The sequence below is a fragment of the Acidovorax sp. LjRoot118 genome, from assembly GCF_964253575.1.
Taxonomy (GTDB): Bacteria; Pseudomonadota; Gammaproteobacteria; order Burkholderiales; family Burkholderiaceae_C; genus Acidovorax.
The window spans coordinates 1,963,291-1,988,667 of record NZ_CAXURB020000001.1 but is presented as its reverse complement, the minus strand read 5'-3'; the positions used below and the strand labels follow the sequence as shown (position 1 = coordinate 1,988,667).

At 67.6% G+C, this 25,377-nt stretch carries 22 protein-coding genes; 17 read left to right on the top strand and 5 right to left on the bottom strand.

The window, feature by feature from the left end:
• The first annotated feature begins 1 nt into the window (after window position 1).
• Window positions 2-616, top strand: coding sequence for a chemotaxis protein CheC (locus tag ACSQ9E_RS09270; protein ID WP_436217532.1), 615 nt, complete (start codon window positions 2-4; stop codon window positions 614-616).
• A 21-nt stretch (window positions 617-637) separates the two neighbouring features.
• On the opposite strand, the gene ACSQ9E_RS09265 is transcribed toward ACSQ9E_RS09270, so the two are convergent.
• Together ACSQ9E_RS09265 and ACSQ9E_RS09260 are read right to left on the bottom strand one after the other, a co-directional pair.
• Window positions 638-1,570 carry an aldose 1-epimerase gene (locus ACSQ9E_RS09265; protein ID WP_436217531.1) on the bottom strand — a complete coding sequence of 311 codons (933 nt, stop codon included), beginning with the start codon at window positions 1,568-1,570 and terminating at the stop codon, window positions 638-640.
• Between the two features lie 22 nt (window positions 1,571-1,592).
• Window positions 1,593-2,522 (bottom strand): SMP-30/gluconolactonase/LRE family protein, encoded by a 930-nt coding sequence (locus tag ACSQ9E_RS09260; protein WP_436220204.1) that lies wholly within the window; start codon window positions 2,520-2,522, stop codon window positions 1,593-1,595.
• A gap of 131 nt (window positions 2,523-2,653) precedes the next feature.
• On the opposite strand from ACSQ9E_RS09260, the gene ACSQ9E_RS09255 reads away from it, so the two are divergent.
• Window positions 2,654-3,451: an SDR family NAD(P)-dependent oxidoreductase gene (locus tag ACSQ9E_RS09255; protein WP_436217530.1), complete on the top strand. Its 798-nt coding sequence runs from the start codon at window positions 2,654-2,656 to the stop codon at window positions 3,449-3,451.
• Here ACSQ9E_RS09255 and ACSQ9E_RS09250 read toward each other — a convergent pair whose 3' ends face one another.
• Complete coding sequence (locus ACSQ9E_RS09250; RefSeq protein WP_057265621.1) at window positions 3,452-4,414, bottom strand: LysR family transcriptional regulator; 963 nt, start codon at window positions 4,412-4,414, stop codon at window positions 3,452-3,454.
• Between the two features lie 118 nt (window positions 4,415-4,532).
• Here ACSQ9E_RS09250 and ACSQ9E_RS09245 point away from each other — a divergent pair, with 118 nt between their 5' ends.
• From ACSQ9E_RS09245 to ACSQ9E_RS09175, 15 genes are all read left to right on the top strand, one after another.
• Entirely contained in the window at window positions 4,533-5,984 is a 1,452-nt protein-coding gene (locus ACSQ9E_RS09245) for an aldehyde dehydrogenase family protein (RefSeq protein WP_436217529.1), read from the top strand.
• Between the two features lie 64 nt (window positions 5,985-6,048).
• A complete protein-coding gene (locus tag ACSQ9E_RS09240; protein ID WP_436217528.1) occupies window positions 6,049-7,014 on the top strand; it encodes an ABC transporter substrate-binding protein in 966 nt (321 codons plus the stop codon).
• 111 nt (window positions 7,015-7,125) lie between these two features.
• On the top strand, window positions 7,126-8,196 hold the full coding sequence (gene chvE / locus ACSQ9E_RS09235) for a multiple monosaccharide ABC transporter substrate-binding protein (protein WP_436217527.1): 1,071 nt from the start codon (window positions 7,126-7,128) through the stop codon (window positions 8,194-8,196).
• Window positions 8,197-8,295: 99 nt separating this feature from the next.
• The gene (mmsA, locus tag ACSQ9E_RS09230; RefSeq protein WP_436217526.1) at window positions 8,296-9,813 is read left to right on the top strand and encodes a multiple monosaccharide ABC transporter ATP-binding protein; all 1,518 of its coding nucleotides are present in this window, start codon (window positions 8,296-8,298) and stop codon (window positions 9,811-9,813) included.
• A 1-nt stretch (window position 9,814) separates the two neighbouring features.
• Window positions 9,815-11,041: a multiple monosaccharide ABC transporter permease gene (gene mmsB, locus ACSQ9E_RS09225; RefSeq protein WP_436217525.1), complete on the top strand. Its 1,227-nt coding sequence runs from the start codon at window positions 9,815-9,817 to the stop codon at window positions 11,039-11,041.
• Window positions 11,042-11,046: 5 nt separating this feature from the next.
• Complete coding sequence (locus ACSQ9E_RS09220) at window positions 11,047-12,582, top strand: sugar ABC transporter ATP-binding protein (protein ID WP_436217524.1); 1,536 nt, start codon at window positions 11,047-11,049, stop codon at window positions 12,580-12,582.
• A complete protein-coding gene (locus tag ACSQ9E_RS09215) occupies window positions 12,575-13,633 on the top strand; it encodes an ABC transporter permease (protein ID WP_057265633.1) in 1,059 nt (352 codons plus the stop codon). The genes ACSQ9E_RS09220 and ACSQ9E_RS09215 overlap by 8 nt, the downstream gene beginning before the upstream one ends.
• Window positions 13,630-14,673 carry a galactofuranose ABC transporter, permease protein YjfF gene (gene yjfF, locus ACSQ9E_RS09210; RefSeq protein WP_436217523.1) on the top strand — a complete coding sequence of 348 codons (1,044 nt, stop codon included), beginning with the start codon at window positions 13,630-13,632 and terminating at the stop codon, window positions 14,671-14,673. Before ACSQ9E_RS09215 ends, yjfF begins: the two co-directional genes overlap by 4 nt.
• 30 nt (window positions 14,674-14,703) lie before the next feature.
• The gene (locus tag ACSQ9E_RS09205; protein WP_436217522.1) at window positions 14,704-16,437 is read left to right on the top strand and encodes an IlvD/Edd family dehydratase; all 1,734 of its coding nucleotides are present in this window, start codon (window positions 14,704-14,706) and stop codon (window positions 16,435-16,437) included.
• A gap of 19 nt (window positions 16,438-16,456) precedes the next feature.
• Window positions 16,457-17,395 carry a dihydrodipicolinate synthase family protein gene (locus ACSQ9E_RS09200; RefSeq protein WP_436217521.1) on the top strand — a complete coding sequence of 313 codons (939 nt, stop codon included), beginning with the start codon at window positions 16,457-16,459 and terminating at the stop codon, window positions 17,393-17,395.
• Window positions 17,395-18,420 carry a 2-dehydro-3-deoxygalactonokinase gene (locus ACSQ9E_RS09195; protein ID WP_436217520.1) on the top strand — a complete coding sequence of 342 codons (1,026 nt, stop codon included), beginning with the start codon at window positions 17,395-17,397 and terminating at the stop codon, window positions 18,418-18,420. Before ACSQ9E_RS09200 ends, ACSQ9E_RS09195 begins: the two co-directional genes overlap by 1 nt.
• Window positions 18,417-19,061: a 2-dehydro-3-deoxy-6-phosphogalactonate aldolase gene (locus ACSQ9E_RS09190; protein WP_436217519.1), complete on the top strand. Its 645-nt coding sequence runs from the start codon at window positions 18,417-18,419 to the stop codon at window positions 19,059-19,061. The genes ACSQ9E_RS09195 and ACSQ9E_RS09190 overlap by 4 nt, the downstream gene beginning before the upstream one ends.
• 35 nt (window positions 19,062-19,096) lie before the next feature.
• Complete coding sequence (gene dgoD, locus ACSQ9E_RS09185) at window positions 19,097-20,245, top strand: galactonate dehydratase (protein WP_057207026.1); 1,149 nt, start codon at window positions 19,097-19,099, stop codon at window positions 20,243-20,245.
• Window positions 20,246-20,348: 103 nt separating this feature from the next.
• The gene (locus tag ACSQ9E_RS09180) at window positions 20,349-21,152 is read left to right on the top strand and encodes a hypothetical protein (RefSeq protein ID WP_436217518.1); all 804 of its coding nucleotides are present in this window, start codon (window positions 20,349-20,351) and stop codon (window positions 21,150-21,152) included.
• Window positions 21,149-23,458 (top strand): ATP-dependent DNA helicase, encoded by a 2,310-nt coding sequence (locus ACSQ9E_RS09175; RefSeq protein WP_436217517.1) that lies wholly within the window; start codon window positions 21,149-21,151, stop codon window positions 23,456-23,458. The genes ACSQ9E_RS09180 and ACSQ9E_RS09175 overlap by 4 nt, the downstream gene beginning before the upstream one ends.
• Here ACSQ9E_RS09175 and ACSQ9E_RS09170 read toward each other — a convergent pair.
• Together ACSQ9E_RS09170 and ACSQ9E_RS09165 are read right to left on the bottom strand one after the other, a co-directional pair.
• Window positions 23,447-24,220 carry an alpha/beta fold hydrolase gene (locus ACSQ9E_RS09170; protein ID WP_436217516.1) on the bottom strand — a complete coding sequence of 258 codons (774 nt, stop codon included), beginning with the start codon at window positions 24,218-24,220 and terminating at the stop codon, window positions 23,447-23,449. The two genes, ACSQ9E_RS09175 and ACSQ9E_RS09170, sit on opposite strands and share 12 nt — an antisense overlap.
• Before the next feature lie 10 nt (window positions 24,221-24,230).
• A complete protein-coding gene (locus tag ACSQ9E_RS09165) occupies window positions 24,231-25,244 on the bottom strand; it encodes a M14 family zinc carboxypeptidase (protein ID WP_057265869.1) in 1,014 nt (337 codons plus the stop codon).
• Window positions 25,245-25,377: the final 133 nt, after the last annotated feature.

The following is a 25,377-nucleotide window of genomic DNA, read 5'->3' as shown; positions in this document are numbered from 1 at the left end:
CATGACTGCCAAGCTTGATGCGGAACAAATAGACGCGCTCAGCGAAATCTTCAACATCGGTGTCGGCAAGGCTGCTGCGGCCATGGGCGATCTCATGCACGACGAGGTGCTGTTGTCGGTGCCGCACGTGAGCATTTTCACGGTGAGCGAGGCGGCCCAGCAACTGGGCACCGCCGGCAGCACCATGTATGGGGTGCGCCAGCCCTTCCGGGGCCTGTTCAGCGGCGACGCGCTGCTGATCTTTCCGGGCGACAAGAGCCTGGAGATCGTCCGCATCGTTGCGGGCCAGAGCGTGCCGGGCGAGGACCTGAGCGCCATCGAGCAGGATGCCATGACGGAGCTGGGCAACGTGATGCTCAGCGCCTGCCTGGCCACCCTGGCCGACCTGCTGGGCAACGAGTTCGAGCTGAGCCCGCCCCGTGTCGATATCGGTGACAGCCGCACCATTCTGGGCACGCGCATCCAAAACCACCTGGTGGTGTTCCTGCACATCCGCTTCGAGCTGCTCAGCAGCCAGATCGAAGGCTTCGTGGTGTTCGTGCTCAACACCACCTCCTTGCTGGCGCTGCGCGCGGCGGTGGACCGGCTGTTGGGCCGCCAGGCAGAGGTGGACTGATCCGACGGAAATCGCCTGTTGCTAGCCAACGGCCAGCCGGCCGTAGCGCCACTGCACGTTCAGCGCAAAGGATTCCCCCTGTGCCAGCACGCGCAGGCCCGGCTGCCCCCGCAGGTGGAAGGCATCGATGGGCTGGGTGATGGGCTCGAAGCAGAAGGCCGGGCCCTGCGGTGGGCGGTAGATGAGGCAAAAGTGCTGCCCGGCGCCGCCATCGGCACCGAAGTCGGGCATGCGGGCGGTCAGCCGCAGGCCGTGCTCGGGCCAGTCGATCTGCGCCGTGCCACCCCAACCGGTGTAGCCGTTGTCGATCAGGGTGCCATGGGCCGAGACGCCGGCATTCAGGTCCCAGCCTTCAGGGAACTGCCGGGTGTGTTCGGTCGGCAACGGGTCGTTGCCGCACAGCCAGACGGCCTGCACCGGTGCGCTGATGCGCGTGCCCGGCGTGCGCGGAAACCAGGGGTGCACGCCAATGCCGTAGGGCAGCGGCTCGGCACCGAGGTGGCGCACCAGCACATGCTGGTCCAGCCCGCCCTCCACCAGGCGAAAGGTCTGCACCGATTCGTAGTCGTAGGGGTTGCCTTCGAAGCGCTCCGAGCGCAGCTGCATCTGCAGCGTGTCCGGGGCGGGCTGCGACAGCACCCACGGCTGCAGCCAGCCATCGCCGTGGATGGGATACGGCTCGCCTGCCCGGTTGGGCTGCATGGGATGGAACTGCCCGGCGTGCGTGAAGCCGCCGCCGCTGATGCGGTTGGACCAGGGCACCATGGCAAACGAGGCCAGCTGGTACAGGTCGGGAGTGGCACCGTCCCAGGGGCGCCAGAGGTCGAGCCGGCCCCCGGGTTGCTCCGGGGCGTCGATCTGCCAGGCGGCCACGCTGCCGCCCAGGGAGGGGACCAGCCCCAGGTGCTGGCCCGCATGGCTCAGCCAGGTGATGGGATGGGTGGTTTCGCTCATGTGCAAGCTCTCGTGAAAAGGGTCAACCGCCGAACAGATGGGCGGGCACGCCGGGGCTGTCGATCTCCACAGCAAACACGCTGCCCGCCAACGGCTCGGTAGCAAGTTGCGCCGGCGTGAGGCCGACCCGCGCGGTGGTGATGAACAGCGTGCGCAGGTCCGCGCCGCCAAAGGCGCAGGTGGTGACCTGGCTGGCGGGCAGCACCACGCGGCCCAGTTCCTCGGCCGTCTCGGGGTCGTGGCAGCTCACGCAGTGGCCGCCCCAGTGGGCGATCCAGATGCGGCCCAGGGCGTCGGTGGTCATGCCGTCGGGCAGGCCGTCCTCGGCACTGAAGCGTTTCCACATCTGCTTGTTGGACACGGTGCCTGCCACCGCATCGAAGTCGTAGCGCCAGGTGATGGAACTCAGCGTGTCGTTGAAGTACAGGCGCTGTCGGCCCTCCGCCATGGCCCAGGTGGGCCCGTTGGTCACCACGAAGCCCTCGTCGTGGCGCGTGCAGCGGCCGTCGGGGTCGTAGCGGTAGAGCGCACCGGTGGGCAGCTTGCAGTCAAAGTCCATGCTGCCGCCCCAGAAGCGGCCCTCGGCATCGCACTTGCCGTCGTTGAAGCGGTTGCCCGGCAGCTCGGCTGCGGGCTGGTGCAGGCAATGCGGGGCGCTGTCGGTGGCGGGGTCGAACAGCGCGAAGCCGCGCCGCAGGGTGATGATCAGACCGGGCGCGTCCCGGCGCTCGGCCAGGGCCGATATCTCTTCGTCGAAGCTCCACTGCGTCTGCAGGCCCGTGGCCGGGTCCAACCGGTACAGGCGGCAGCCTAGGATGTCGAGCCAATACACCACCTGCTCCCGCACGGACCATACAAGCCCCTCCCCCAGCTGCGCATCGGCTTCGACCACGCAGCGCAGGGGCCCCGTGAGGGTGGGGACGGGAAATCGCGACGCAGCGGACGCTGCCATGGGACTCTGGTTGCTCAAAGCTTGTCTCCTGTTTGTTGTTTACCTGCCTGCCTCTTGACGCCGGGCATCTTATCAACGTCAATTGATGCATGGAATGATTATTTTTGGAATTTTTTGATATACAAATTGCAATGACAACTGGTATCCATATCCCCTCACAGCCCGCCACGCTCGCCCAATTTCCGAGCTTGCAAGGCCGCTCGGTCTTCATCACCGGCGGCGGCAGTGGTATCGGCGCTGCCATCGTCGCAGCGTTCGCCGAACAGGGTGCGCGCGTGGCCTTCGTGGACGTGGCGCGCGAAGCCAGCGAAGCGCTGGCGCAACAACTCGTGGACGCAGGCCACGAGCGCCCGTGGTGGCAGGTGTGCGACGTGCGCGACATCGCCGCGCTACAGGCGGCCGTGGCCGAGGCAGCAGGCGCGTTGGGTGATTTCTCGGTGCTGGTCAACAACGTGGCCAGCGACGACCGCCATACGCTGGAGTCCGTCACCCCCGACTACTACGACGAGCGCATGGCCATCAACGAGCGCCCGGCCTTCTTCGCCATCCAGGCCGTGGTGCCCGGCATGCGCCGCCTGGGCGCGGGCTCGGTGGTCAACCTGGGCTCCACGGGCTGGCAGGGCAAGGGCTCGGGCTACCCCTGCTATGCCATTGCCAAGTCGTCGGTGAACGGACTCACGCGCGGCCTGGCGCGCACCCTGGGGCAGGACCGCATCCGCATCAACACCGTCTCGCCCGGCTGGGTGATGACCGAGCGCCAGATCAAGCTCTGGCTCGATGCCGAGGGCGAGCAGGAGATCGCGCGCAACCAGTGCCTGCCCGACAAGCTGCGCCCGCACGACATCGCGCGCATGGTGCTGTTCCTGGCCTCGGACGATGGTGCCATGTGCACCGCCCAGGAATTCAAGGTCGACGCCGGCTGGGTCTGATCAGTCCCCGGCTTCCAGCCGGCGCCCGTACTGCACCAGGCTGGTCTGCTTGAGGGCCTTCATCATCACCTTGGCGGCCGGCGACAGCAGCCGGTCGGTGCGGGTGATGATGCCAAACGCATCCATGTGGCAGGGCATGGCCAGCGGCAACACCGCCACCATGCCGTGCGATGCGTAGTAGTGCGCCACGTCGGCACCGACCACGGCGATCATGTCGCTTTGCTGCAGCATGCGCGTCATGAACAGCAGGGCCGCCGTCTCCACCACGTTGACCGGCGGGGCCAGCCCGTCCTGCTGGAACATCAGATCGAAGCGGTGGCGCAGCACGCTGCCTGCGGGCGGCACGATCCAGCCGGCGGCCAGCACGTCGCGCAGGGTCAGCCCGGCCATGCCCGACAGCGGATGGCCCGGTCGGGTCACAGCGCAGACCAGTTCCTCGCTCAGCGGCTCGTAGCGCAGGTTGGCCTTGTCGTGCTCTTCGAACAGGCGGCCCACCAGGATATCGAGCTTGCCCTGCTCCAGCCGGTCCATCAGCACCGGGCTGGTCTCGATGTCGAGCGAGATGCGCAGGCTCGGGTGCTCCTGCTTGACCAGGGCCACGGCGGCGGGCAGCAGGCTCAGGCCCGGCGAGGTGATGGCCCCGATGCCCACCTGGCCGAAATGCCCGGTCTTGAGCGCTGCCAGCTCCACATGCGCCTGGTTCAGGCTGGCCAGCGCCATGCGCGCGTGGCGGATCATGGTCTCGCCATACCAGGTGGGGCGCATGCCGCGCGGCAGGCGCTCGAACAGCGATACCTCCAGCACGTCCTCCAGGTCCTTGAGCAGCTTGGACGCGGCCGGCTGCGTCATGCTGAGCACCTGGGCCGCGCGGTGGATGTTGCCCTCTTCGGCCAGGGCCACCAGCAAGAGCAGCTGGCGCGTCTTCAGGCGTGCGCGAATGAACCAGTGGTTGTAGGTGCTCATGGGGTTTTCCAGAATGCGTAGACGTATATCTATTTTGTCAAAAAAACTATTAGATTGATATCTAAATCGATCTTAGACTTTGCCGCACACCAGCACCAAGGTTCTTTCCAAGGTCTCCATGAAACTCGGCGATACGCAGCAAAACCCCCGGCACCTGATCAATGGGCGCTGGGAGATCGGTACCACCACCGGGGTGAGCACCAACCCGTCGGACATCCGTGAGGTGGTGGCCGAGTACGCCCGGGCCGACCGCAACCAAACCGAGCGCGCCATCCGCGCCGCCGCCGACGCCCTGCCCCACTGGAGCCAGAGCAGCCCCCAGCGCCGCGCCGACGTGCTCGACCACATTGGCAGCGAGCTGCTGGCACGCAAGGACCAGCTGGGCACCCTGCTGGCCCGCGAGGAGGGCAAGACCCTGCCCGAGGCCGTGGCCGAGGTGGCCCGCGCCGGCCAGATCTTCAAGTTCTTTGCCGGCGAGGCGCTGCGCATTCCGGGTGAGCTCATGGCCTCGGTGCGCCAGGGCGTGCAGGTGGACGTGACCCGCGAACCCGTGGGCGTGGTCGGCATCATCGCCCCCTGGAACTTTCCGTTTGCGATCCCGGCCTGGAAGATCGCCCCCGCCCTGGCCTATGGCAACACGGTGGTGTTCAAGCCGGCCGAGCTGGTGGCGACCTGCGGCTGGGCCTTGGCCGAGATCATCAGCCGCTGCGGCCTGCCGGCCGGCGTGTTCAACCTGCTCATGGGCAGTGGCCGCGAGGTCGGCCAGACCCTGGTGGACCACCCGCTGGTGAATGCGATCAGCTTTACGGGATCGGTCGATACCGGAGAGCGCATCCTCCAATCCGCCACGGCGCGCCGTGCCAAGGTGCAGCTGGAGATGGGCGGCAAAAACCCCCTGGTGGTGCTGGCCGACGCCGACATGGACCAGGCCATCGACTGCGCGCTGCAGGGCTCGTACTTCTCCACCGGCCAGCGCTGCACGGCATCGAGCCGGCTGATCGTCGAAGCCAGCGTGCACGATGCCTTCGTGGACCGGCTGCGCCAGCGGCTCGTGGCCCTCAAGGTGGGCCATGCGCTGGAGCGCGGCACCGAGATGGGCCCGGTCGCCGATGCCAGCCAATTGGAGCAGAACCTCTCTTATGTGGAGATCGCCCGCAGCGAGGGCGCCCAGCATGTCTGGGGCGGCGAGCGGCTCGAACGCGCCACGCCTGGGCACTACATGGCCCCGGCCCTGTTCCTGGCCAAGCCCGAGCACCGCATTGCGCGCGAGGAGATCTTCGGCCCGGTAGCCTGCGTGCTGCGCGCCGATGACTACGAGCATGCGCTGGCACTGGCCAACGACACGCCCTACGGCCTGTGCGCGGGCATCTGCACCACCTCGCTCAAGCACGCCATGCATTTCAAGCGCAACGCGGTGGTCGGCATGACCATGGTCAACCTGCCCACGGCGGGGGTGGACTTCCACGTGCCCTTTGGCGGGCGCAAGGATTCGAGCCACGGCCCGCGCGAGCAGGGCCGCTACGCCGCAGAGTTCTACACCACCGTCAAGACCGGCTACATGCTCGCTTGAATCGACCAATTTCTTTCCCGCAGTGCATTTCTTTCTTCAACAACAGACAGACAGGAGACAAATGATGAAACTGAACCGCCGGACCCTCGTATCCGCCCTTGCCTGCGCCCCCGTGGCCGGGATGCTCCCGGGCGCCGCCTGGGCCCAGAAACCCATCGTGCTGGGCTTCAGCCAGGTGGGTGCCGAGAGCGAGTGGCGCACCGCCAATACCGAATCGATCAAGTCCGCCGCCAAGGAGGCCGGCATCGAGCTCAAGTTCTCCGACGCCCAGCAAAAGCAGGAGAACCAGATCAAGGCCATCCGCTCCTTCATTGCACAGAAGGTGGACGTGATCGCCTTCTCGCCCGTGGTCGAGTCGGGCTGGGAGAATGTGCTGCGCGAGGCCAAGGCCGCCAAGATCCCCGTGGTGCTGACCGACCGCGCGGTGAACACGAAGGACACCTCGCTGTATGTGACCTTCATGGGCTCGGACTTCGTGGAAGAAGGCCGCAAGGCCGGCCGCTGGCTGGTGGACAAGATGAAGGACCAAAAGGGCGACGTCAACATCGTCGAGCTGCAGGGCACCGTGGGCTCGGCCCCGGCCATCGACCGCAAGAAGGGCTTCGAGGAAATCGTCAAGGCCGACCCCAAGTTCAAGATCCTGCGCTCGCAGACCGGTGACTTCACGCGCGCCAAGGGCAAGGAGGTGATGGAAGCCTTCCTCAAGGCCGAGGGCAAGAAGATCAACGTGCTCTACGCGCACAACGACGACATGGCCATCGGCGCCATCCAGGCCATCGAAGAGGCCGGCATGAAGCCCGCCAAGGACATCACCATCATCTCCATCGATGCGGTCAAGGGCGCCTTCGAGGCCATGATCGCCGGCAAGCTCAATGTGAGCGTGGAGTGCAGCCCCTTGCTGGGCCCGCAGCTGATGACCGCCGTCAAGGACATCAAGGCCGGCAAGGCGGTGCAAAAGCGCATCGTGACCGAGGAAGGCATCTTCCCGATGGAAGTGGCCGCTGCCGAGTTCCCAAAGCGCAAGTATTGATGATGCCGCTGCTGTCGGCGCAATGCCGGCAGCATGGCGGGAGGCCGCCCCGGGGCCATCGCAGGCCTGCAGGGGCCGGACACAAAACCATAAAACCAGGAGACAAATTCAATGAAACGCATCCTATTCAAGACCGTACTGGCCACCGCGGCCCTCGCCGCCCTGGGCGCCGCGCCGCTGGCGCTGGCCCAGGACAAGGGCAGCATCGGCATCTCCATGCCCACCAAGTCCTCGTCGCGCTGGATCGCCGATGGCGACAACATGGTCAAGGTGCTCAAGGAGCGCGGCTACAAGACCGACCTGCAGTACGCGGACGACGACATCCCCAACCAGCTCGCGCAGATCGAGAACATGATCACCAAGGGCGCCAAGGTGCTGGTGATCGCCTCCATCGACGGCACCACCCTCTCGCGCGTGCTGCAGAGCGCGGCCGACAAGGGCGTGAAGGTCATCGCCTATGACCGACTCATCAAGGGCTCGAAGAACGTGGACTACTACGCCACCTTCGACAACTTCCAGGTCGGCGTTCTGCAGGCCAGCTCCATCGTCGACAAGCTGGGCTTGAAGCAGGGCAAGGGCCCGTTCAACATCGAGCTCTTCGGTGGCTCGCCCGACGACAACAACGCCTTCTTCTTCTACGACGGCGCCATGAGCGTGCTCAAGCCCTACATCGACAGCGGCAAGCTGGTGGTGCGCAGCAAGCAGCTGGGCATGAACAAGGTGGGCACGCTGCGCTGGGACGGCTCGGTGGCCCAGGCCCGCATGGACAACCTGCTCTCGGCCTACTACGGCAAGGACAAGGTGCACGCCGTGCTCTCGCCCTACGACGGCCTGTCCATCGGCATCCTGTCGTCGCTCAAGGGCGTGGGCTACTGCACGGCGCAGCAGCCCTGCCCGGTGGTGAGCGGCCAGGACGCGGAGATCCCCTCGGTCAAGTCCATCCTCAAGGGTGAGCAGTTCTCTACCGTGTTCAAGGACACGCGCGAACTGGCCAAGGTCGCCGCCAACATGGTGGACGCCACGCTCTCGGGCAAGCAGCCCGAGATCAACGACACCAAGACCTACAACAACGGCGAGAAGGTGGTTCCGTCGTACCTGCTCAAGCCGGTGTCGGTCGATGCGTCCAACTGGAACGCGGTGCTGGTGGGCAGCGGCTACTACAAGGAATCGCAAGTCAAGTAACCCAGGCCTGGGTCAGGGGAGGCAGCGCATCTCCCCTGGTACCAGGGCCACGTGAGACAACAGAGGAAGCCCGCAGCGCTTCCTGCACGAGCCCAGTCCATGATTCTTGAAATGCGGAACATCCGCAAAACCTTCCCCGGCGTGGTCGCACTCAACCAGGTGAACCTGAACGTGCGCGCCGGCGAGATCCACGCCATCGTCGGCGAGAACGGCGCGGGCAAGTCCACGCTGATGAAAGTGCTCTCGGGCGTCTACCCGCACGGCAGCTACAGCGGCGAGATCGTCTTCGAAGGCCAGGAGCGCCAGTTCGGCGGCATCCGCGACAGCGAGCACCTGGGTGTGATCATCATCCACCAGGAACTGGCGCTGGTGCCGCTGCTGTCCATTGCCGAAAACATCTTCCTGGGCAACGAGACGGCGCGCCATGGCGTGATCGACTGGATGGCCGCGCACAGCAAGGCCCAGGCCCTGCTGAAAAAGGTGGGGCTCAAGGAGTCGCCCGAGACCCTGGTCACCCACCTGGGCGTGGGCAAGCAGCAGCTGGTGGAGATTGCCAAGGCGCTGTCGCGCCAGGTGCGCCTGTTGATCCTGGACGAACCCACGGCCAGCCTCAACGAGAACGACAGCCAGGCGCTGCTGGACCTGCTGCTCGAACTCAAGAAGCAGGGCATCACCTGCATTTTGATCTCGCACAAGCTCAACGAAATATCGCGCGTGGCCGATGCCATCACCGTGCTGCGCGACGGCAGCACCGTGGAGTCGCTCGACTGCCGCACCGGCCTGGTCAGCGAGGACCGCGTGATCAAGGCCATGGTCGGCCGCGAGATGGCCGACCGCTACCCGCCGCGCCAGCCCGACATCGGCCCCACCGTGTTCGAAGTGCGCAACTGGCGCGCCCACCACCCGCAGCATGCCGATCGCGAGGTCATCAAGGGCGTCGACCTGCATGTTCGGCGCGGCGAGATCGTGGGCATCGCCGGCCTCATGGGCGCGGGCCGCACCGAACTGGCGATGAGCATCTTCGGCAAGTCCTGGGGCCAGCGCATCAGCGGCCAGGTGCTGCTGAACGGCCAGGAGATCGACGTCGGCACGGTGGAGAAAGCCGTGCGCCATGGCCTGGCCTACGTCACCGAGGACCGCAAGGGCAACGGCCTGGTGCTCAACGAAGACATCCAGTTCAACGTCTCGCTGGCCAACCTGGGCGGCATCTCCACCGCCACGGTAATGGACCCCGGGCGCGAGCACCAGGTGGCGCAGGACTACCGGCGCAAGCTGCGCATCCGCTGCTCGGGCGTGGACCAGAAAACCTTGAACCTGTCGGGTGGCAACCAGCAGAAGGTGGTGCTCGGCAAGTGGCTCTTCACCAACCCCGAGGTGCTGATCCTCGACGAGCCCACGCGCGGCATCGACGTAGGCGCCAAGTACGAGATCTACACCCTGATCGCCCAGATGGCGGCCGAGGGCAAGTGCGTGATCGTGATCTCGTCGGAGATGCCCGAGCTGCTGGGCATCACGGACCGCATCTACGTGATGAACGAGGGCCGATTCGTCGCCGAAATGCCCACCGCAGAAGCCTCGCAAGAAAAAATCATGCGCGCGATCGTGAAAGCAAGTTGAGATGACCCCAATGACCCCCTCCCCCATTGCCACCCTCGCCAATCCTGCCGAGGCGGCCGCCCGCAACGACAAGCCGCTGCTCGAACACCTCAAGCACAACTTCCGTGAATACGGCATGCTGATCACGCTGGTGGCCATCATGGGCTTCTTCCAGTACATGACCGACGGCACGCTGATGCAGCCGCTCAACCTCACCAACCTGCTGCTGCAGAACAGCTACATCGTCATCATGGCGCTGGGCATGCTGCTGGTGATCGTGGCTGGGCACATCGACCTGTCGGTGGGCTCGGTCTGCGGGTTCATCGGCGCGCTGGCGGCGGTGCTGATGGTGGAGTACCACTGGCACTTTCTGCCCGCATCGCTGGTGTGCCTGCTGTGCGGCGGCATCATCGGTGGGCTGCAGGGCTGGTTTGTGGCCTTCTCGCGCATTCCGTCCTTCATCGTCACGCTGGCGGGCATGCTGGTGTTCAAGGGCCTGGCGCTGGCGCTGCTGGCCGGGCAATCGGTGGGGCCGTTCCCTGCCGAGTTCCAACTGCTCAGCTCGGGCTTCATACCCGACCTGTTCAGCGTGGAGGGGCTCAAACTGACCTCACTGCTGCTGGGCGTGGCCGTGGCCGTGGCGCTGGCCGTGGCCGGCGTGCGGGCGCGGGCCAACCGCCTCAAGCACGGCGTGCAGGCCGAGCCGCTGGCCTTCTTCGTGGCGCGCACCGCCGTTTTCGCGGCGCTGCTGGTCTATTTTGCCTACCTGCTCGCCTCGTACAAGGGCCTGCCCAACGTGCTGGTGGTCATGGCGCTGCTGATCGTGCTGTTCGACTTCGTCACCAGCCGCACCACCATCGGCCGGCGCATCTATGCCATGGGCGGCAATGAAAAAGCGGCCAAGCTTTCGGGCATCAAGACCGAGCGGCTGTCGTTCTACGCCTTCATCAACATGGGTGTGCTGGCCGCCTTGGCGGGCCTGGTGTTCGCCGCGCGGCTGAACACGGCCACGCCCAAGGCGGGCCTGGGCTTCGAGCTCGACGTGATCGCCGCCTGCTTCATCGGCGGTGCCTCGGCCTCGGGTGGCGTGGGCAAGGTCATGGGCGCGGTGATCGGCGCCTTCGTGATGGGCGTGATGAACAACGGCATGTCCATCCTGGGCATCGGCATCGACTACCAGCAGGTCATCAAGGGCGTGGTGCTGCTGGCCGCAGTCTTGGTCGACGTCTACAACAAGAACAAGGCCTGAAAGCCATGGACTCGGCCGCCGTTCACGCCCTTGCTCCCGTGCTGGAACTCGCGGGCATCCACAAGCATTTCTCGGGCATCCCCGTGCTGCGCGACGTGCAGCTGAACCTGTACCCGGGCGAGATCCACGCCCTCATGGGCCAGAACGGCGCGGGCAAGTCCACGCTGATCAAGGTGCTGACCGGCGTGCTCGAAGCCAGCGGCGGGCAGATGCGCCTGGCCGGCCAGGCCGTGTGGCCCGATTCACCGCTGGCCGCGCAGCGCCTGGGCATCAGCACCGTGTACCAGGAGGTCAACCTCTGCCCCAACCTGTCGGTGGCCGAGAACATCTTTGCCGGCCGCTACCCGCGTTGCGGCATCGCCCAGGGCTTTCGCATCGACTGGGCCACGCTGCACCAGCGCGCGCGCGATCTGGTTGCGCGCATCGGCCTGTCCATCGATGTCACGCGACTGCTCTCGGACTACCCGGTGGCCGTGCAGCAGCTGGTGGCCATTGCCCGGGCGCTGAGCATCGAGGCCAAGGTGCTGATCCTGGACGAGCCCACCTCCAGCCTGGATGACGACGAGGTGCAAAAGCTCTTCGAGGTGCTGCGCCGCCTGCGTGGCGAGGGCCTGGCCATCGTCTTCGTGACCCACTTTTTGAACCAGGTGTATGCCGTGTCGGACCGCATCACCGTGTTGCGCAACGGTGCCTGGGTGGGCGAGTGGGCGGTGGGCGACCTGGGCCCGCAGGCCCTGATTGCCGCCATGCTGGGGCGCGAGCTGGCAGCGCAATGCACCGAGCCACCGGTGATCCCCGTGTTCGACGACGCGGCGCCGGCCCTGCTGGAGACGCAAGGCCTGGGCCAGAGCGGGCAGTTGCAGCCCATCGACCTCAAGGTGCGGGCCGGCGAAGTGGTGGGCCTGGCGGGCCTGCTGGGATCGGGCCGCACGGAGCTGGCACGGCTGCTGTTCGGTCTGCAGGCGCCCGACAAGGGCGTGCTGCGCATCGATGGCCGTACTGTCACCTTCTCCAATCCCATGGATGCGATCCGCGCAGGCCTGGCCCTGTGCCCCGAGGAGCGCAAGACCGATGGCATCGTCGCCGAACTCTCGGTGCGCGAGAACATCGCCCTGGCGCTGCAGGCGCGCATGGGCATGGGCCATTTTCTGTCGCGAGCCGAGCAGACCGCGATTGCGGAGCGCTATGTGCAGCTGCTGGGCATCAAGACCACCAGCGTGGACACGCCCATCGCGCTGCTTTCGGGCGGCAACCAGCAAAAGGCGATCCTCGCGCGCTGGATGGCCATCGAGCCGCGCCTGTTGATCCTGGACGAGCCCACGCGCGGTATCGACGTGGCGGCCAAGCAGGAAATCATGGAGCAGATCCTGTGCCTGGCCGATGCCGGCATGGCGGTGGTCTTCATCTCCTCCGAAATGAGCGAGGTGGTGCGCGTGGCGCACCGCATCGTGGTGCTGCGCGACCGCCGCAAGGTCGGCGAGCTGCCTGCAGGCAGCAGCGAAGAAGCCGTGTACGAACTGATTGCCGCCGAAAATGCCTGACGCACCCTCCCCCTCCTCTTCCTTGCTGGCCGCTGCGCTGCGCCACCGGCTCACCTGGCCGCTGGTCACGCTGGCCCTGCTGCTGGCCGTGAACACGGCGTTCAACGCGAGCTTTCTGCACATCGAGTGGCGCGACGGCCACTTCTACGGCAGCCTGGTCGACATCCTCAACCGTGCGGCGCCCCTGGCGCTGGTGTCGCTGGGCATGACCATGGTGATCGCCACGCGCGGCATCGACATCTCGGTGGGTGCGGTGGTGGCCATCGCCGCCGCCGTGGGCGCCTGGATGATCGGCGGCTCGGTCTCGGGCGGCGAGAGCCGCTTTCCCCTGCCGCTGGCCATCCTGGGCGCCATCGGCGTGGCGGCCCTGTGCGGGCTGTGGAACGGCCTGCTGGTGGCCAAGGTGGGCATGCAGCCCATCATCGCCACGCTGATCCTGATGGTGGCCGGCCGGGGCATTGCGCAGTTGATCACCGACGGGCAGATCATCACCATCTACTACGCGCCCTTCTTCTTCCTGGGCGGGGGCTACCTGCTGGGCCTGCCGTTTTCGCTGTTCGTGCTGGCCGCCGTGTTTGCCGGGCTGTACCTGGCGGTCACGCGCACGGCGCTGGGCCTGTTCGTCCAGGCCGTGGGCATCAACCCCACGGCGGCGCGCGTGGCCGGCGTGCAGTCGCGCCGCCTGGTGGTCGCGGCCTACACCTTCTGCGGCGTGTGTGCGGGCATCGCCGGCCTGCTCATCAGCTCCAACGTGAAGAGTGCCGATGCCAACAACGCTGGCCAGATGCTGGAGCTCGACGCCATCCTGGCCGTCACGCTGGGCGGCACGGCGCTGACCGGCGGGCGCTTCAGCCTGGTGGGCAGCGTGATCGGCGCGCTCATCATCCAGACACTGACCTACGCCATCTACTCGCTGGGCGTGCCGCCCGAGATCAACCTGGTGGTCAAGGCCGTGGTGGTGTTCATCGTGATGCTGCTGCAGTCGCCCGACTTCCGCGCGCAGATCGGCGCCCTGGTGCGCCGGCCTGCGGCCGGGGGAGCCCTGTCATGAGCGGCGGACACAGCCCCACCCTGGATGTGGCACCTGCCGCCGCCGCGCCAACACAACGCCCTGTTTCTCCCAGCATGCGCCTGAACCCCAAGTACCTGCCGCTGGCGGCCACCATCGCGCTGTTCCTGGCCATGGCCACGGCGGGCTCGGTGCTCTACACCGGTTTCTTCTCGGCCCAGGTGTTCCTCAACCTGCTGATCGACAACGCTTTCTTGATCATCGTCGCGGTGGGCATGACCTTCGTGATCCTCTCGGGCGGCATCGACCTGTCGGTGGGCTCCGTGGTGGCGCTGACCACCATGGTGCTGGCCAGCCTGGTGGAGCACCACCACTGGAGCCCATTCGCAGCCATCCCGCTGGTGCTGCTCATGGGCACGGTGTTCGGGGCCTTCATGGGCTTTCTGATCGAGCGCTTTCGGCTGCAGCCCTTCATCGTGACGCTGGCCGGCATGTTCCTCGCGCGCGGCCTGTGCTACCTGATCAGCATCGACTCGATCAGCATGGCCGACGAGGCCTATTCCGCGATGGCGCAGTGGCGCCTCGAACTGTGGGAGGGTGCCTCGCTCTCGCTGGGCGCGCTGATCGCCATGGCCGTGCTTCTGGCCGCCATCTTCGTCGCGCACTGCACGCCGTTTGGCCGCAACGTGTATGCCGTGGGCGGCAACGAGCATTCGGCCGTGCTCATGGGCCTGCCAGTGCGCGCCACGGTGATAGGCGTGTACACGCTCTCGGGCCTGTGCTCGGCGCTGGCCGGCGTGGTGTTCACCTTCTACATGCTCTCGGGCTACGGCCTGCACGCCACGGGCATGGAGCTCGACGCCATCGCCGCCGTGGTGATCGGCGGCACCCTGCTCACGGGCGGCGTGGGCTACGTGGCCGGCACGCTGTTCGGCGTGCTGATGCTCGGAATCATCCAGACCCTGATTTCCTTCGACGGCACGCTCAGCTCGTGGTGGACACGCATCGTCGTCGGCGTGCTGCTCTTCGTCTTCTGCCTGCTGCAACGTTTGCTGACCCATCGCAGCGGCAAGCCTTCCTGAACCCATCGTATCTCCTCTCCCGATAAAAACATGACCACCTCCCCGCGCAAGCTCCGCTCCGCCGAATGGTTCGGCACCGCCGACAAGAACGGCTTCATGTACCGCAGCTGGATGAAGAACCAGGGCATCCCGGACCATGAATTCGACGGCCGCCCCATCATCGGCATCTGCAACACCTGGTCCGAACTCACACCCTGCAACGCCCACTTTCGCAAGATCGCCGAGCATGTCAAGCGCGGCATCTACGAGGCAGGAGGCTTTCCGGTCGAGTTCCCGGTGTTCTCCAACGGCGAGTCCAACCTGCGCCCCACGGCCATGCTCACGCGCAATCTGGCCAGCATGGACGTGGAGGAAGCCATCCGCGGCAACCCCATCGACGCCGTGGTGCTGCTGGTCGGCTGCGACAAGACCACGCCCGCCCTGCTGATGGGCGCGGCCAGCTGCGACGTGCCGGCCATCGTGGTCACGGGCGGGCCCATGCTCAACGGCAAGCTCGACGGCAAGGACATCGGCTCGGGCACGGCCGTGTGGCGGCTGCACGAATCGCTGAAGGCCGGCGAGATCAACGAGCACCAGTTCTTCGCGGCGGAAGCCGGCATGTCGCGCTCGGCCGGTACCTGCAACACCATGGGCACGGCCAGCACCATGGCCTGCATGGCCGAGTCGCTGGGCACCTCGCTGCCGCACAACGCGGCCATCCCGGCCGTGGACTCGCGCCGCTATGTGCTGGCGCACATGTCGGGCCGGCGCATCGTGGAGATGGCGCACGAAGGGCTCACTCTCTCGAAGATCCTCACGCGCGAGGCGTTTGAAAATGCCATCCGCACCAATGCGGCCATCGGCGGCTCCACCAACGCCGTGATCCACTTGAAAGCCATCGCCGGCCGCATCGGCGTGCAGCTGGACCTGGAGGACTGGACGCGCATCGGCCGCGGCACGCCCACGCTGGTGGACCTGCAGCCTTCGGGCCGCTTCCTGATGGAGGAGTTCTACTACGCGGGCGGCCTGCCTGCCGTGCTGCGCCGCCTGGGCGAGAACGGCCTGCTGCCCCACCCGGACGCGCTCACCGTCAACGGCAAGAGCCTGTGGGACAACGTGCGCGAGGCGCCGCAGTACAACGACGAGGTGATACGCCCGATAGACAACCCCTTGATCGCCGATGGCGGCATCTGCATCCTGCGCGGCAACCTGTCGCCGCGCGGCGCGGTGCTCAAGCCCTCGGCGGCCTCGCCCGAACTGCTGAAGCACCGGGGGCGTGCCGTGGTGTTCGAGAACCTGGAGCACTACAAGGAGCGCATCGTCGATGAAGACCTGGACATCGACGCCAGCTGCGTGATGGTGATGAAGAACTGCGGCCCCAAGGGCTACCCCGGCATGGCCGAGGTGGGCAACATGGGCCTGCCGCCCAAGCTGCTGCGCCAGGGCGTGAAGGACATGGTGCGCATCTCCGACGCGCGCATGAGCGGCACCGCCTACGGCACCGTGGTACTGCACGTGGCGCCCGAGGCGGCTGCGGGCGGACCGCTGGCCGCCGTGCGCGACGGTGATTTCATCGAACTCGACTGCGAGCAGGGCCGCCTGCACCTTGACATCAGCGACGAGGAACTGGCTGCGCGCCTGGCCGCGCTGGCCAATACCGACATGGGCGGGCGCGGCGGCTACCAGCGCCTGTATGTGGACCATGTGCTGCAGGCCGATGAAGGCTGCGACTTCGACTTCCTGGTCGGCTGCCGGGGCGCTGCCGTACCGCGCCACTCGCACTAAACATTGACCTGTAGACACCATGCCAGCAACCTCCCCCCAAAAACCCCCTCGCTACCGCGGCATCTTCCCCGTGGTGCCCACCACCTTCCACGAGGACGGCACCCTCGACCTGGCCAGCCAGAAGCGCTGCCTCGACTTCATGATCGATGCCGGCGTGGACGGCCTGTGCATCCTGGCCAACTTCTCCGAGCAATTTTCCCTTTCGGACGCAGAGCGCGAGACCCTCACCCGCCTGTCGCTCGAGCACGTGGCCGGCCGCGTGCCGGTGATCGTCACCACCACCCACTACGGCACGCGCGTGTGCGCCGAGCGCAGCCGCGCCGCGCAGGACATGGGCGCCGCCATGGTGATGGTGATGCCGCCCTACCACGGCGCCACCTTCCGCGTGCCCGAGGCGCAGATCTACGAGTTCTATGCCCGCGTGTCGGATGCGATCGGCATTCCCATCATGGTGCAGGATGCGCCCGCCAGCGGCACCATGCTATCGGCCCCGTTCCTCGCGCGCATGGCGCAGGAGATCGAACACCTGGCCTACTTCAAGATCGAAGTGCCGGGCGCGGCCAGCAAGCTGCGCGAGCTGATCCGCCTGGGCGGCGCCGCCATCGAAGGCCCCTGGGATGGCGAGGAGGCCATCACCCTGCTGGCCGACCTCGACGCCGGCGCCACCGGTGCGATGACGGGCGGTGGCTTTCCCGATGGCATACGCCCCATCCTTGAGGCGCACCGCCAGGGCGATGCCGACCAGGCCTTTGCGCTCTACCAGCGCTGGCTGCCGCTCATCAACCACGAGAACCGCCAGGGCGGCATCCTGACCGCCAAGGCGCTGATGAAGGAAGGCGGCGTGATCGCCAGCGAGGCTGGCCGCCACCCCTTCCCCGCCATGCACCCCGAGGTGCGCCGGGGGCTGATCGACATCGCGCGCCGGCTCGACCCGCTGGTGCTGCGCTGGGCGCGGTAATGACGAGCAACACAGCCCTTTCCAACGGCGCGGCCGCCCTGATCGGCCTGGACTGGGGCACCAGCTCGCTGCGCGCTTTCCGCTTCGATGCCGCTGGTGCCGTGCAGGAGATGCGCCACCGGCCCTGGGGCATCATGAACCTGCCCGTCGCAGCCAATGGCCAGGCCCACGCGACCCAAGGCGCTGCTTTCGAGCATGCCTTCGACGATGTCTGTGGCGATTGGGTGCAGGCCCGGCCCGGCATCCCCGTGCTGGCCTGCGGCATGGTGGGCAGCGCCCAGGGCTGGCGCGAAGCGCGCTACCTCGAATCGCCCGCCTCGCTGGACCACCTGGCGCGCGGACTCACGCTGGTGGAGCACAGCACAGGCCCCCGCGTGCATATTGTCCCCGGCCTGCTCCAGCGCGGCGACCTGCCTAATGTGATGCGCGGCGAGGAGACGCAGGTGCTGGGCGTGATGGCGGCCTCGGCCCTGCCGGGCGATGCCCCGGTGCTGATCGGCCTGCCCGGCACGCACAGCAAGTGGGTGCTGGCGCGCCGCCGCTCCATCGAACAGTTCCACACCTTCATGACCGGTGAGGTGTTTGCGGCGCTGCGCGGACACACCATCCTCGGGCGCACCATGCAGCCTGCCGAGGCGCCCGACGACGCAGCGTTTGCGCGCGGCCTGCAGGTGGCGCGCTCGGCAGAGGCCTCGCTGGGCCTGCTCTCGCACATCTTCAGCACGCGCACGCTGGGCCTGACGGGCGCGCTGCCCGCCACGGCCCAGGCCGACTACCTCTCCGGTCTGCTCATCGGCCACGAGGTGGCTGCACTGGCGGCCCAGCAAGAAGCAGGCGCCACGCCCGCACATATCGTGCTCTGCGGCGAGCCCGACCTGTGCCGGCGCTACGCCCTGGCCCTGGCCGCCTGCGGCTTGCCAGCACCCGAAATGGCCGACAACGCCACCGCGCGGGGGCTGTGGCAGATCGCGACCGCCGCCGCGCTGGTGACCCCTACCGACACACAAGCTGCACGATGCGCATGACTCCTTCAGACCTTCTTTCCGCCTCCATGCAGCGCTGCGGCCTGGTTGCCATCCTGCGCGGTGTGGCGCCCGCCGAAGTGGTACCCATCGGCCAGGCGCTCTGCGAGGCCGGCTTTCGCATCATCGAGGTGCCGCTCAACTCGCCCGAGCCGCTGGCCAGCATCCGCGCTCTGCGCGACGCGCTACCGGCCGAGGTGCTGATCGGCGCCGGCACCGTCATCCGCCCCGAGGACTGCGCCGCCGTGGCCGCGGCCGGCGGGCAGATCGTGGTCATGCCGCACAGCGATGCGGCGGTGATCCGCGCCGCCAAGGCGGCCGGCATGGCCTGCGCACCGGGCGTGGCCACGCTGACCGAGGCCTATGCGGCGCTGGCAGCCGGGGCCGATGCCCTCAAGCTCTTCCCCGCCGAGGCGCTGGCGCCCGCCGTGCTCAAGGCCTGGCGTGCCGTGCTGCGCCCGCCCGTGGCGCTGCTGCCCGTGGGCGGCATCACGCCCGAGGGCATTGCGGCCTATGCCGCAGCCGGTGCCAGCGGCTTCGGCCTGGGCTCGGCCCTTTACAAGCCCGGCGACAGCGCCGCCAGCGTGGCGCGCCAGGCGGCCGCCTTCATGCAGGCCTGGCGCCAGTCCTATCCCGCCTCCTGACGGACCCCACTCCACTTTTCGACGAACTCCCCGCAATGAAGATCACCCGACTGACCACGTTCCTGGTGCCACCGCGCTGGTGCTTTCTGAAAATCGAGACCGACGAGGGCATCGTCGGCTGGGGCGAGCCCGTGCTCGAAGGCCGGGCCCACACCGTGGCGGCCGCCATCGAGGAGCTGGGCGACTACCTGATCGGCAAGGACCCGCGCCACATCGAGGACCACTGGACGGTGCTCTACCGCGGCGGCTTCTACCGGGGCGGCGGCATCCACATGAGCGCCCTGGCCGGCATCGACCAGGCGCTGTGGGACATCAAGGGCAAGGCCCTGGGCGTGCCGGTGTCCGAACTGCTGGGGGGCTGCGTGCGCGACCGCATCAAGGTCTACAGCTGGATCGGCGGCGACCGGCCCGGCGAGACCGCGGCAGCGGCCAAGGCGGCCGTGGACCGAGGCTTCACGGCGGTGAAGATGAACGGCACCGAGGAACTGCAGTACGTGGACAGCTTCGACAAGGTGGAAAAGTGCCTGCAGAACGTGGCGGCCGTGCGCGAGGCCGTGGGCCCCAACGTGGGCATTGCCGTGGACTTCCACGGCCGCGTGCACAAGCCCATGGCCAAGGTGCTGTTCAAGGAGCTTGACCCGTACCGGCTGATGTTCATCGAGGAACCCGTGCTCAGCGAGCACTACGAGGCCCTGAAGGAACTGGCGCACCTCTCGTCCACCCCCATCGCGCTGGGCGAACGGCTGTACTCGCGCTGGGATTTCAAGCGCGTGCTGTCCGAGGGCTATGTGGACATCATCCAGCCCGACCCCTCGCACTCGGGCGGCATCACCGAGACGCGCAAGATCGCCTCCATGGCCGAGGCCTACGATGTGGCGCTGGCCCTGCACTGCCCGCTGGGGCCGATTGCGCTGGCGGCCAACCTGCAGCTCGACGGCGTCTGCTACAACGCCTTCATCCAGGAGCAGAGCCTGGGCATCCACTACAACGCCAGCAACGACCTGCTCGACTATGTCTCCAACGGCGAGGTGTTTGCATACGAGGACGGCATGGTCGCCATCCCCCAGGGCCCGGGCCTGGGCATCGAGGTCAATGAAGCCTATGTACGCGAACGCGCCGCCGAAGGCCACCGCTGGCGCAACCCGGTGTGGCGCCACAAGGATGGCAGTTTCGCGGAGTGGTGAGCTTCCCGGCGGTGTAACAACACGGTGAAGGGGTGACGGCAAGGGCGAAAGGGAGGAAAATACTGTAATTACAATCAGTGTTTTGACCAATCCCCGAGCCCATATGACGGCGCCGACCATCAACCGCTTCCACCGCACCCGCCTGATGCAGATCTGGCGTTCGGCTGGCTGGCCCTGCAAGGACGCGCTGGAGATCGACCTGCTGGCTGCGCAGTTGGTCGCCCTGCACACCTCGCCCGAGGGCTTCGAGACCCTGAAACTCACCGAGGACGGCATCCGCACACTGGCCGAGGCGCGCAAGCGCAGCGTGCGCGCCCTGAGTGCGCACGACCGGCTGGGCCAGAAGTTTGCCGCGCACCTGCTGGCCTCGGGCCGCATCGTCTGGCGCGAGCTGTCGCTGCGCGCCGTGATCGAGGGTGCGGCCCCGGAAACTGCGCCGCTGACTCCGGCAACCAGCAACCCGCTGTGGAGCGAGGACACGCCCGCAAGCCGCAAGGCCGCCAATGTCTGGCGCATGGCACGGCCGGACCTGTTCTCGGTGCGCAACACCACGGTGCCGGCCTACCTGCAGCCCATGGTGCACGAGATCAAGTACAGCCGCGCCGACCTGCTGTCGGACCTGCGCCACGACGCCAAGCGCCAGGCCTACCAGTGGCTGTGCGAGGAGTGCTACTACGTGTTCCCTGCCGGCGTGGCCGAGCCCGGCGAGATCCCCGAGCACTTCGGCATCTGGGTGCTGCACGGCGGGCTCGACGAGGGCCGCTTCGAGATGCTGCGCCCCGCGCGCCATGCCAGCTGCACCCTGCCCTTCGCGGTGTGGATGGCCCTGTGCAAGGCCACGCCGCTGCGCAGCGAAGACGAGCTGGCCCAGGCGCACCTGGGCGAGCCGACCACTGGCGGCCTATGACCTATACCGTGGCGGTGCGCGAGCTGTGCGAGTTCACCGCCAAGCAGGGTGATCTGGACCTGCGCTTCACCCCCGCCCCCACGGCCCTGGAGGGCATGGCCGGCCATGCGGTGGCTGCCGCGCGCCGGGGCGACGGCTACCGCACCGAGGTGGCGCTGGCCGGCAGCTACAAGAGCCTGCGTGTGCGCGGCCGGGCCGACGGCTTCGACCCGGCGCATGCACGGCTCGACGAGGTCAAGACCTTCAAGGGCCGGCTCGACCGCCAGCCCGCATCGCACCGCGCCCTGCACTGGGCCCAGGCGCGCATCTACGGCTGGCTGCTGTGCGCGCAGGAGGGGCTTGAACACATCGACCTGGCGCTCGTGTACTTCGACATCGGCAGCCAGAAAGAGACGGTGTTCACCGAGCGCCGCAGTGCGACCGAGCTGCAGCGGCATTTCGAGGAACAGTGCGAACGCTTTCTCGCCTGGGCCGAGGCACAGGTGGCGCACCGCATGGCGCGCGATGCGGCGCTCACCACCCTGGCCTTCCCGTTCGGCGGCTTTCGGACCGGCCAGCGCCCGCTGGCCGAGGCGGTGTACAAGGCCGCCAGCGCCGGGCGCTGCCTCATGGCCCAGGCGCCCACGGGCATCGGCAAGACCATGGGCACGCTGTTCCCGCTGCTCAAGGCGGCGCCCACGCAGCGGCTGGACAAGCTGTTCTTCCTGGCGGCCAAGACCTCGGGGCGGCAGACCGCCCTCGATGCCCTCGCGCGCCTGTGCGACAGCGCGCCCGCACTGCCGCTGCGGGTGCTTGAGCTGGTGGCGCGCGACAAGGCCTGCGAGCACCCTGACAAGGCCTGCCACGGCGAGTCCTGCCCGCTGGCCCAGGGCTTCTACGACCGCCTGCCGGCCGCGCGTGCCGCAGCACTGCAGGCCACCGCCGGCAGTGAGCGCATCACCTTGCACCAGGCCGAGGTGCGCACTGCGGCGCTGGCGCACCAGGTCTGCCCCTACTACCTGAGCCAGGAGCTGGCGCGCTGGGCCGACGTGGTGGTGGGCGACTACAACTACTACTTCGACATGGGTGGCCTGCTGCATGGCCTGGCCCAGGCCAATGGCTGGCGCACGGCGCTGCTGGTGGACGAGGCCCACAACCTGGTGGACCGGGGCCGCAAGATGTACACCGCCGAGCTGCGCGCCGATGGCCTGGCCCTGGCGCGCAAGTCCGCCAGTGCCAGCCGCTACCCTGCCGTCAAGAAGGCACTGGACAAGGTGCGCCGCGCCTGGGTGGCGCTGGACAAGCGGCAGGCTACCGCCTATGCGGTGCACGAGGCCTTTCCCGAAGACCTGCTCACCGCGCTGCAGCAGTGCGGCAACACCCTCACCGACCACCTGGCCGAGCACCCGGCAGAGCCCGATGCCGCCCTGCAGGCCTTCTACTTCGATGCCCTGCACCTGGTGCGCATGGCCGGGCTGCTCGACGCGCATTCGCTGGTGGACATTACCCAGCCGAGCGCGCCGGGCCTGCCCAAGGCAGCGCGCGCGCCCGGCAGCTCCACCCTGTGCATCCGCAACCTGGTGCCCGCGCCCTTCCTCGGCCCGCGCTGGGAGGCCGCGCACACCAGCACACTGTTCTCGGCCACGCTGCGGCCCGAGCGCTACTACACCGACCTGCTGGGCCTGCCTACGGACCACTTGGCCATCGACGTGGAATCCCCGTTCCAGGCCGCGCAACTGACGGTGCAGGTGGCGCGCCACATCTCCACCCGCTACCCGGACCGCAAGGCTTCGCTCGCACCCATCGTGGCGCTGATGGCGCAGCAGTTCACCGAGCGGCCGGGCAACTACCTGGCCTTTTTCAGCAGCTACGAGTACCTGCAGCAGGCCGCCACCATGCTCGCCGAGCGCCACCCGCACCTGCCGCACTGGAGCCAGTCGCGGCGCATGCTCGAATCGGAGCAAAAGCAGTTCTTGGCGCGCTTCACCGAGAGCAGCGAGGGCATCGGCTTCGCGGTGCTGGGCGGTGCGTTCGCCGAGGGCATCGATCTGCCGGGCCGGCGCCTGATCGGCGCTTTTCTGGCCACGCTGGGCCTGCCGCAGGTCAACCCCGTTAACGAACAGGTCAAGGAGCGCATGCAGGCGCTGTTCGGCGAGGGCTACGACTACACCTACCTCTACCCTGGCCTGCAGAAGGTGGTGCAGGCTGCGGGCCGCGTGATCCGCACGCCCAGCGACGAAGGCGTGGTGCACCTCATGGACGACCGCTTCGGCCGCCCCGAAGTGCGTGCGCTGCTGCCCACCTGGTGGGCGCAGTCAGGCCGCTGACCGGCGGGCCGCCGCCCAATCGGCCACCTGCCCGGCCACCCAGGCCGGATCGTCCAGCGGCAGGTCGTGCCCCGCCCAGGGGTGCAGCACCAGCGGGCAAGCCCAGGCGCTGGCGATGGCCTGCGAGCACTGGCTGCTCACCAGGCCGTCCTGGGTGCTGGCCAACAGCAGCATGCGGTCCACAGGGCATGTGCGCGGCGCCCGGTAGCGTGCAGCGGCCACCAGTTGGCGCAAGGCGTTCGATGAAGACACGGGCCTTTGCGCGCGCGCGGCCACCCAGTCGGCCACCACGGCCGCACGCTCCGGCGCACGTTTGCTGGTGAGCCGCAGCACGGCGGACTCCGCTGCGAGCGGGGTGGGCGCCATCAACACCTCGCGCAGCAGCGCCACATAGTTGCGCGGCCGCAGGCGCCGGTAGAAGGGGCTGAAGGTGCCGAAGCTGGTGTTGATGAGCACGCAGCCCTGCACCTCGGCCGGGGCGGTACGCGCCCACTCGGTGGCCACCATGGCCCCGAGCGACATGGCCAGCAGGTGGTGCGGCCCGGTGCTGCCGCGCCGTTCCAGCTCCGTCCGGCATTCGGCCACCATGGCCGCAACCGACAATGGGCTTGGGCGCGCATGCCACTGGCCGTTGCCCGGCAAGTCCAGCATCAGCACCTCAGCACCCGGAATGGCGGCCAGAAAGGCCGGCACGAAGCTGCCCCAGTGCACGGCCTCGCGCGTAAGGCCACGCAGAAAGATCCAGCGGTTTGGCTGCGGCATCGCCATGCCATCAATACCAGAAGCTGAGCGCATCGGCACGCCGCTGCACCCGCGCTTCAGGCGCAGGCACCCAGCGCTCGTGGCTGCCCGCCGCGCGCGAGAGAAAGTCGAGCAGCGGCATGTGCCGGCGCAGCACGCGCTGCAAGCGGTGGTTGATCAGCGGGTTGAAGATGCCCTTGCGCGAGAACAGCTGGCGCGGGTTTTTCTTGATCCAGCGCCACGAGCCCATCTCCAGCGTCAGCGGCAAGAAGGTGCGCGTGGGGTCGTTGCAGGCCTGCATGTACAGGTGGTCCCACAGGTCGCCATGCGTGAGGTACTGCGCGCTCTGCGGCTCGATGATGTAGGGGTGGTAGGCATGCGCCTGCAGAAAGATCTCGTGCAGCGCATGCAGCTCCGGCAGGTGGGCAATGGGCTTCTTCGTGTGCGCGAACGGAAACCACAGCCGGTCGCTGATGCCAAAGCCCGAGTGGCAGTCCAGCGCGATGCTGAACGGGCGCGACAGCAGTTCGTCGTGCACCACCTCGCACAGGGCCCGGCTCTCGGCCTCCATGGGCGCACCCGGTTTGCCGCGGTACCAGGGCAGGCCCGCGCTCAGGCGCTGGCCGCCGATGAGGAAGGGCACCCGGTCCAGTGCGTCGACCGGGGCATTGCGCATCAGGTCCACCCCATTGGGGTTGGCCCGGGTGGCGGCCCACATGCCGCCCGGGTTCACGATGGGCATGAACACCAGGCGCACCTGCTCGAGCTGCTGGTTCAGGGCCAGGTCCCAGGGCAGGCGCGTCACCACGTTCTGCAGGTAGGCAATCACCACCTCGGCGCCGATGCCTTCGAGCCCGTGGATGCCGCCGAAGAAGCCCATGGCCGGCACGCTGCGGTCGGGGTTGCCCAGGCTGATGGCGTGGATGGGAAAGCGCTCGCCCGAAGGCATCTCCACGGTATGCACCACCCGGGCGTCCAGGCGGTCGCCGCCTTGGTCGATGATCTTTTGCAGCGCCGCAAGTTCGGGCAGAACGGTGTCGGGCACGGTGGTGGTTGTCTCTGGCAGCGAAAAACAGCCAGCATAGCGCCCGCAGCCCCCTGCGCCAGGGTCTTTGCGCAGGCCTGTTGCGATTGCCACACTGACGCAAAACCGTCACACGGCAAGGCTATCTTGGGGG

What these genes read in the sequence shown, in the direction of transcription:
- ACSQ9E_RS09270 (WP_436217532.1), top strand. Translation starts at nt 2, where the DNA reads ATGACTGCCAAGCTTGATGCGGAACAAATAGACGCGCTCAGCGAAATC.
- ACSQ9E_RS09265 (WP_436217531.1), bottom strand. Translation starts at nt 1,570, where the DNA reads ATGAGCGAAACCACCCATCCCATCACCTGGCTGAGCCATGCGGGCCAG.
- ACSQ9E_RS09260 (WP_436220204.1), bottom strand. Translation starts at nt 2,522, where the DNA reads ATGGCAGCGTCCGCTGCGTCGCGATTTCCCGTCCCCACCCTCACGGGG.
- ACSQ9E_RS09255 (WP_436217530.1), top strand. Translation starts at nt 2,654, where the DNA reads ATGACAACTGGTATCCATATCCCCTCACAGCCCGCCACGCTCGCCCAA.
- ACSQ9E_RS09250 (WP_057265621.1), bottom strand. Translation starts at nt 4,414, where the DNA reads ATGAGCACCTACAACCACTGGTTCATTCGCGCACGCCTGAAGACGCGC.
- ACSQ9E_RS09245 (WP_436217529.1), top strand. Translation starts at nt 4,533, where the DNA reads ATGAAACTCGGCGATACGCAGCAAAACCCCCGGCACCTGATCAATGGG.
- ACSQ9E_RS09240 (WP_436217528.1), top strand. Translation starts at nt 6,049, where the DNA reads ATGAAACTGAACCGCCGGACCCTCGTATCCGCCCTTGCCTGCGCCCCC.
- chvE (WP_436217527.1), top strand. Translation starts at nt 7,126, where the DNA reads ATGAAACGCATCCTATTCAAGACCGTACTGGCCACCGCGGCCCTCGCC.
- mmsA (WP_436217526.1), top strand. Translation starts at nt 8,296, where the DNA reads ATGATTCTTGAAATGCGGAACATCCGCAAAACCTTCCCCGGCGTGGTC.
- mmsB (WP_436217525.1), top strand. Translation starts at nt 9,815, where the DNA reads ATGACCCCAATGACCCCCTCCCCCATTGCCACCCTCGCCAATCCTGCC.
- ACSQ9E_RS09220 (WP_436217524.1), top strand. Translation starts at nt 11,047, where the DNA reads ATGGACTCGGCCGCCGTTCACGCCCTTGCTCCCGTGCTGGAACTCGCG.
- ACSQ9E_RS09215 (WP_057265633.1), top strand. Translation starts at nt 12,575, where the DNA reads ATGCCTGACGCACCCTCCCCCTCCTCTTCCTTGCTGGCCGCTGCGCTG.
- yjfF (WP_436217523.1), top strand. Translation starts at nt 13,630, where the DNA reads ATGAGCGGCGGACACAGCCCCACCCTGGATGTGGCACCTGCCGCCGCC.
- ACSQ9E_RS09205 (WP_436217522.1), top strand. Translation starts at nt 14,704, where the DNA reads ATGACCACCTCCCCGCGCAAGCTCCGCTCCGCCGAATGGTTCGGCACC.
- ACSQ9E_RS09200 (WP_436217521.1), top strand. Translation starts at nt 16,457, where the DNA reads ATGCCAGCAACCTCCCCCCAAAAACCCCCTCGCTACCGCGGCATCTTC.
- ACSQ9E_RS09195 (WP_436217520.1), top strand. Translation starts at nt 17,395, where the DNA reads ATGACGAGCAACACAGCCCTTTCCAACGGCGCGGCCGCCCTGATCGGC.
- ACSQ9E_RS09190 (WP_436217519.1), top strand. Translation starts at nt 18,417, where the DNA reads ATGACTCCTTCAGACCTTCTTTCCGCCTCCATGCAGCGCTGCGGCCTG.
- dgoD (WP_057207026.1), top strand. Translation starts at nt 19,097, where the DNA reads ATGAAGATCACCCGACTGACCACGTTCCTGGTGCCACCGCGCTGGTGC.
- ACSQ9E_RS09180 (WP_436217518.1), top strand. Translation starts at nt 20,349, where the DNA reads ATGACGGCGCCGACCATCAACCGCTTCCACCGCACCCGCCTGATGCAG.
- ACSQ9E_RS09175 (WP_436217517.1), top strand. Translation starts at nt 21,149, where the DNA reads ATGACCTATACCGTGGCGGTGCGCGAGCTGTGCGAGTTCACCGCCAAG.
- ACSQ9E_RS09170 (WP_436217516.1), bottom strand. Translation starts at nt 24,220, where the DNA reads ATGCCGCAGCCAAACCGCTGGATCTTTCTGCGTGGCCTTACGCGCGAG.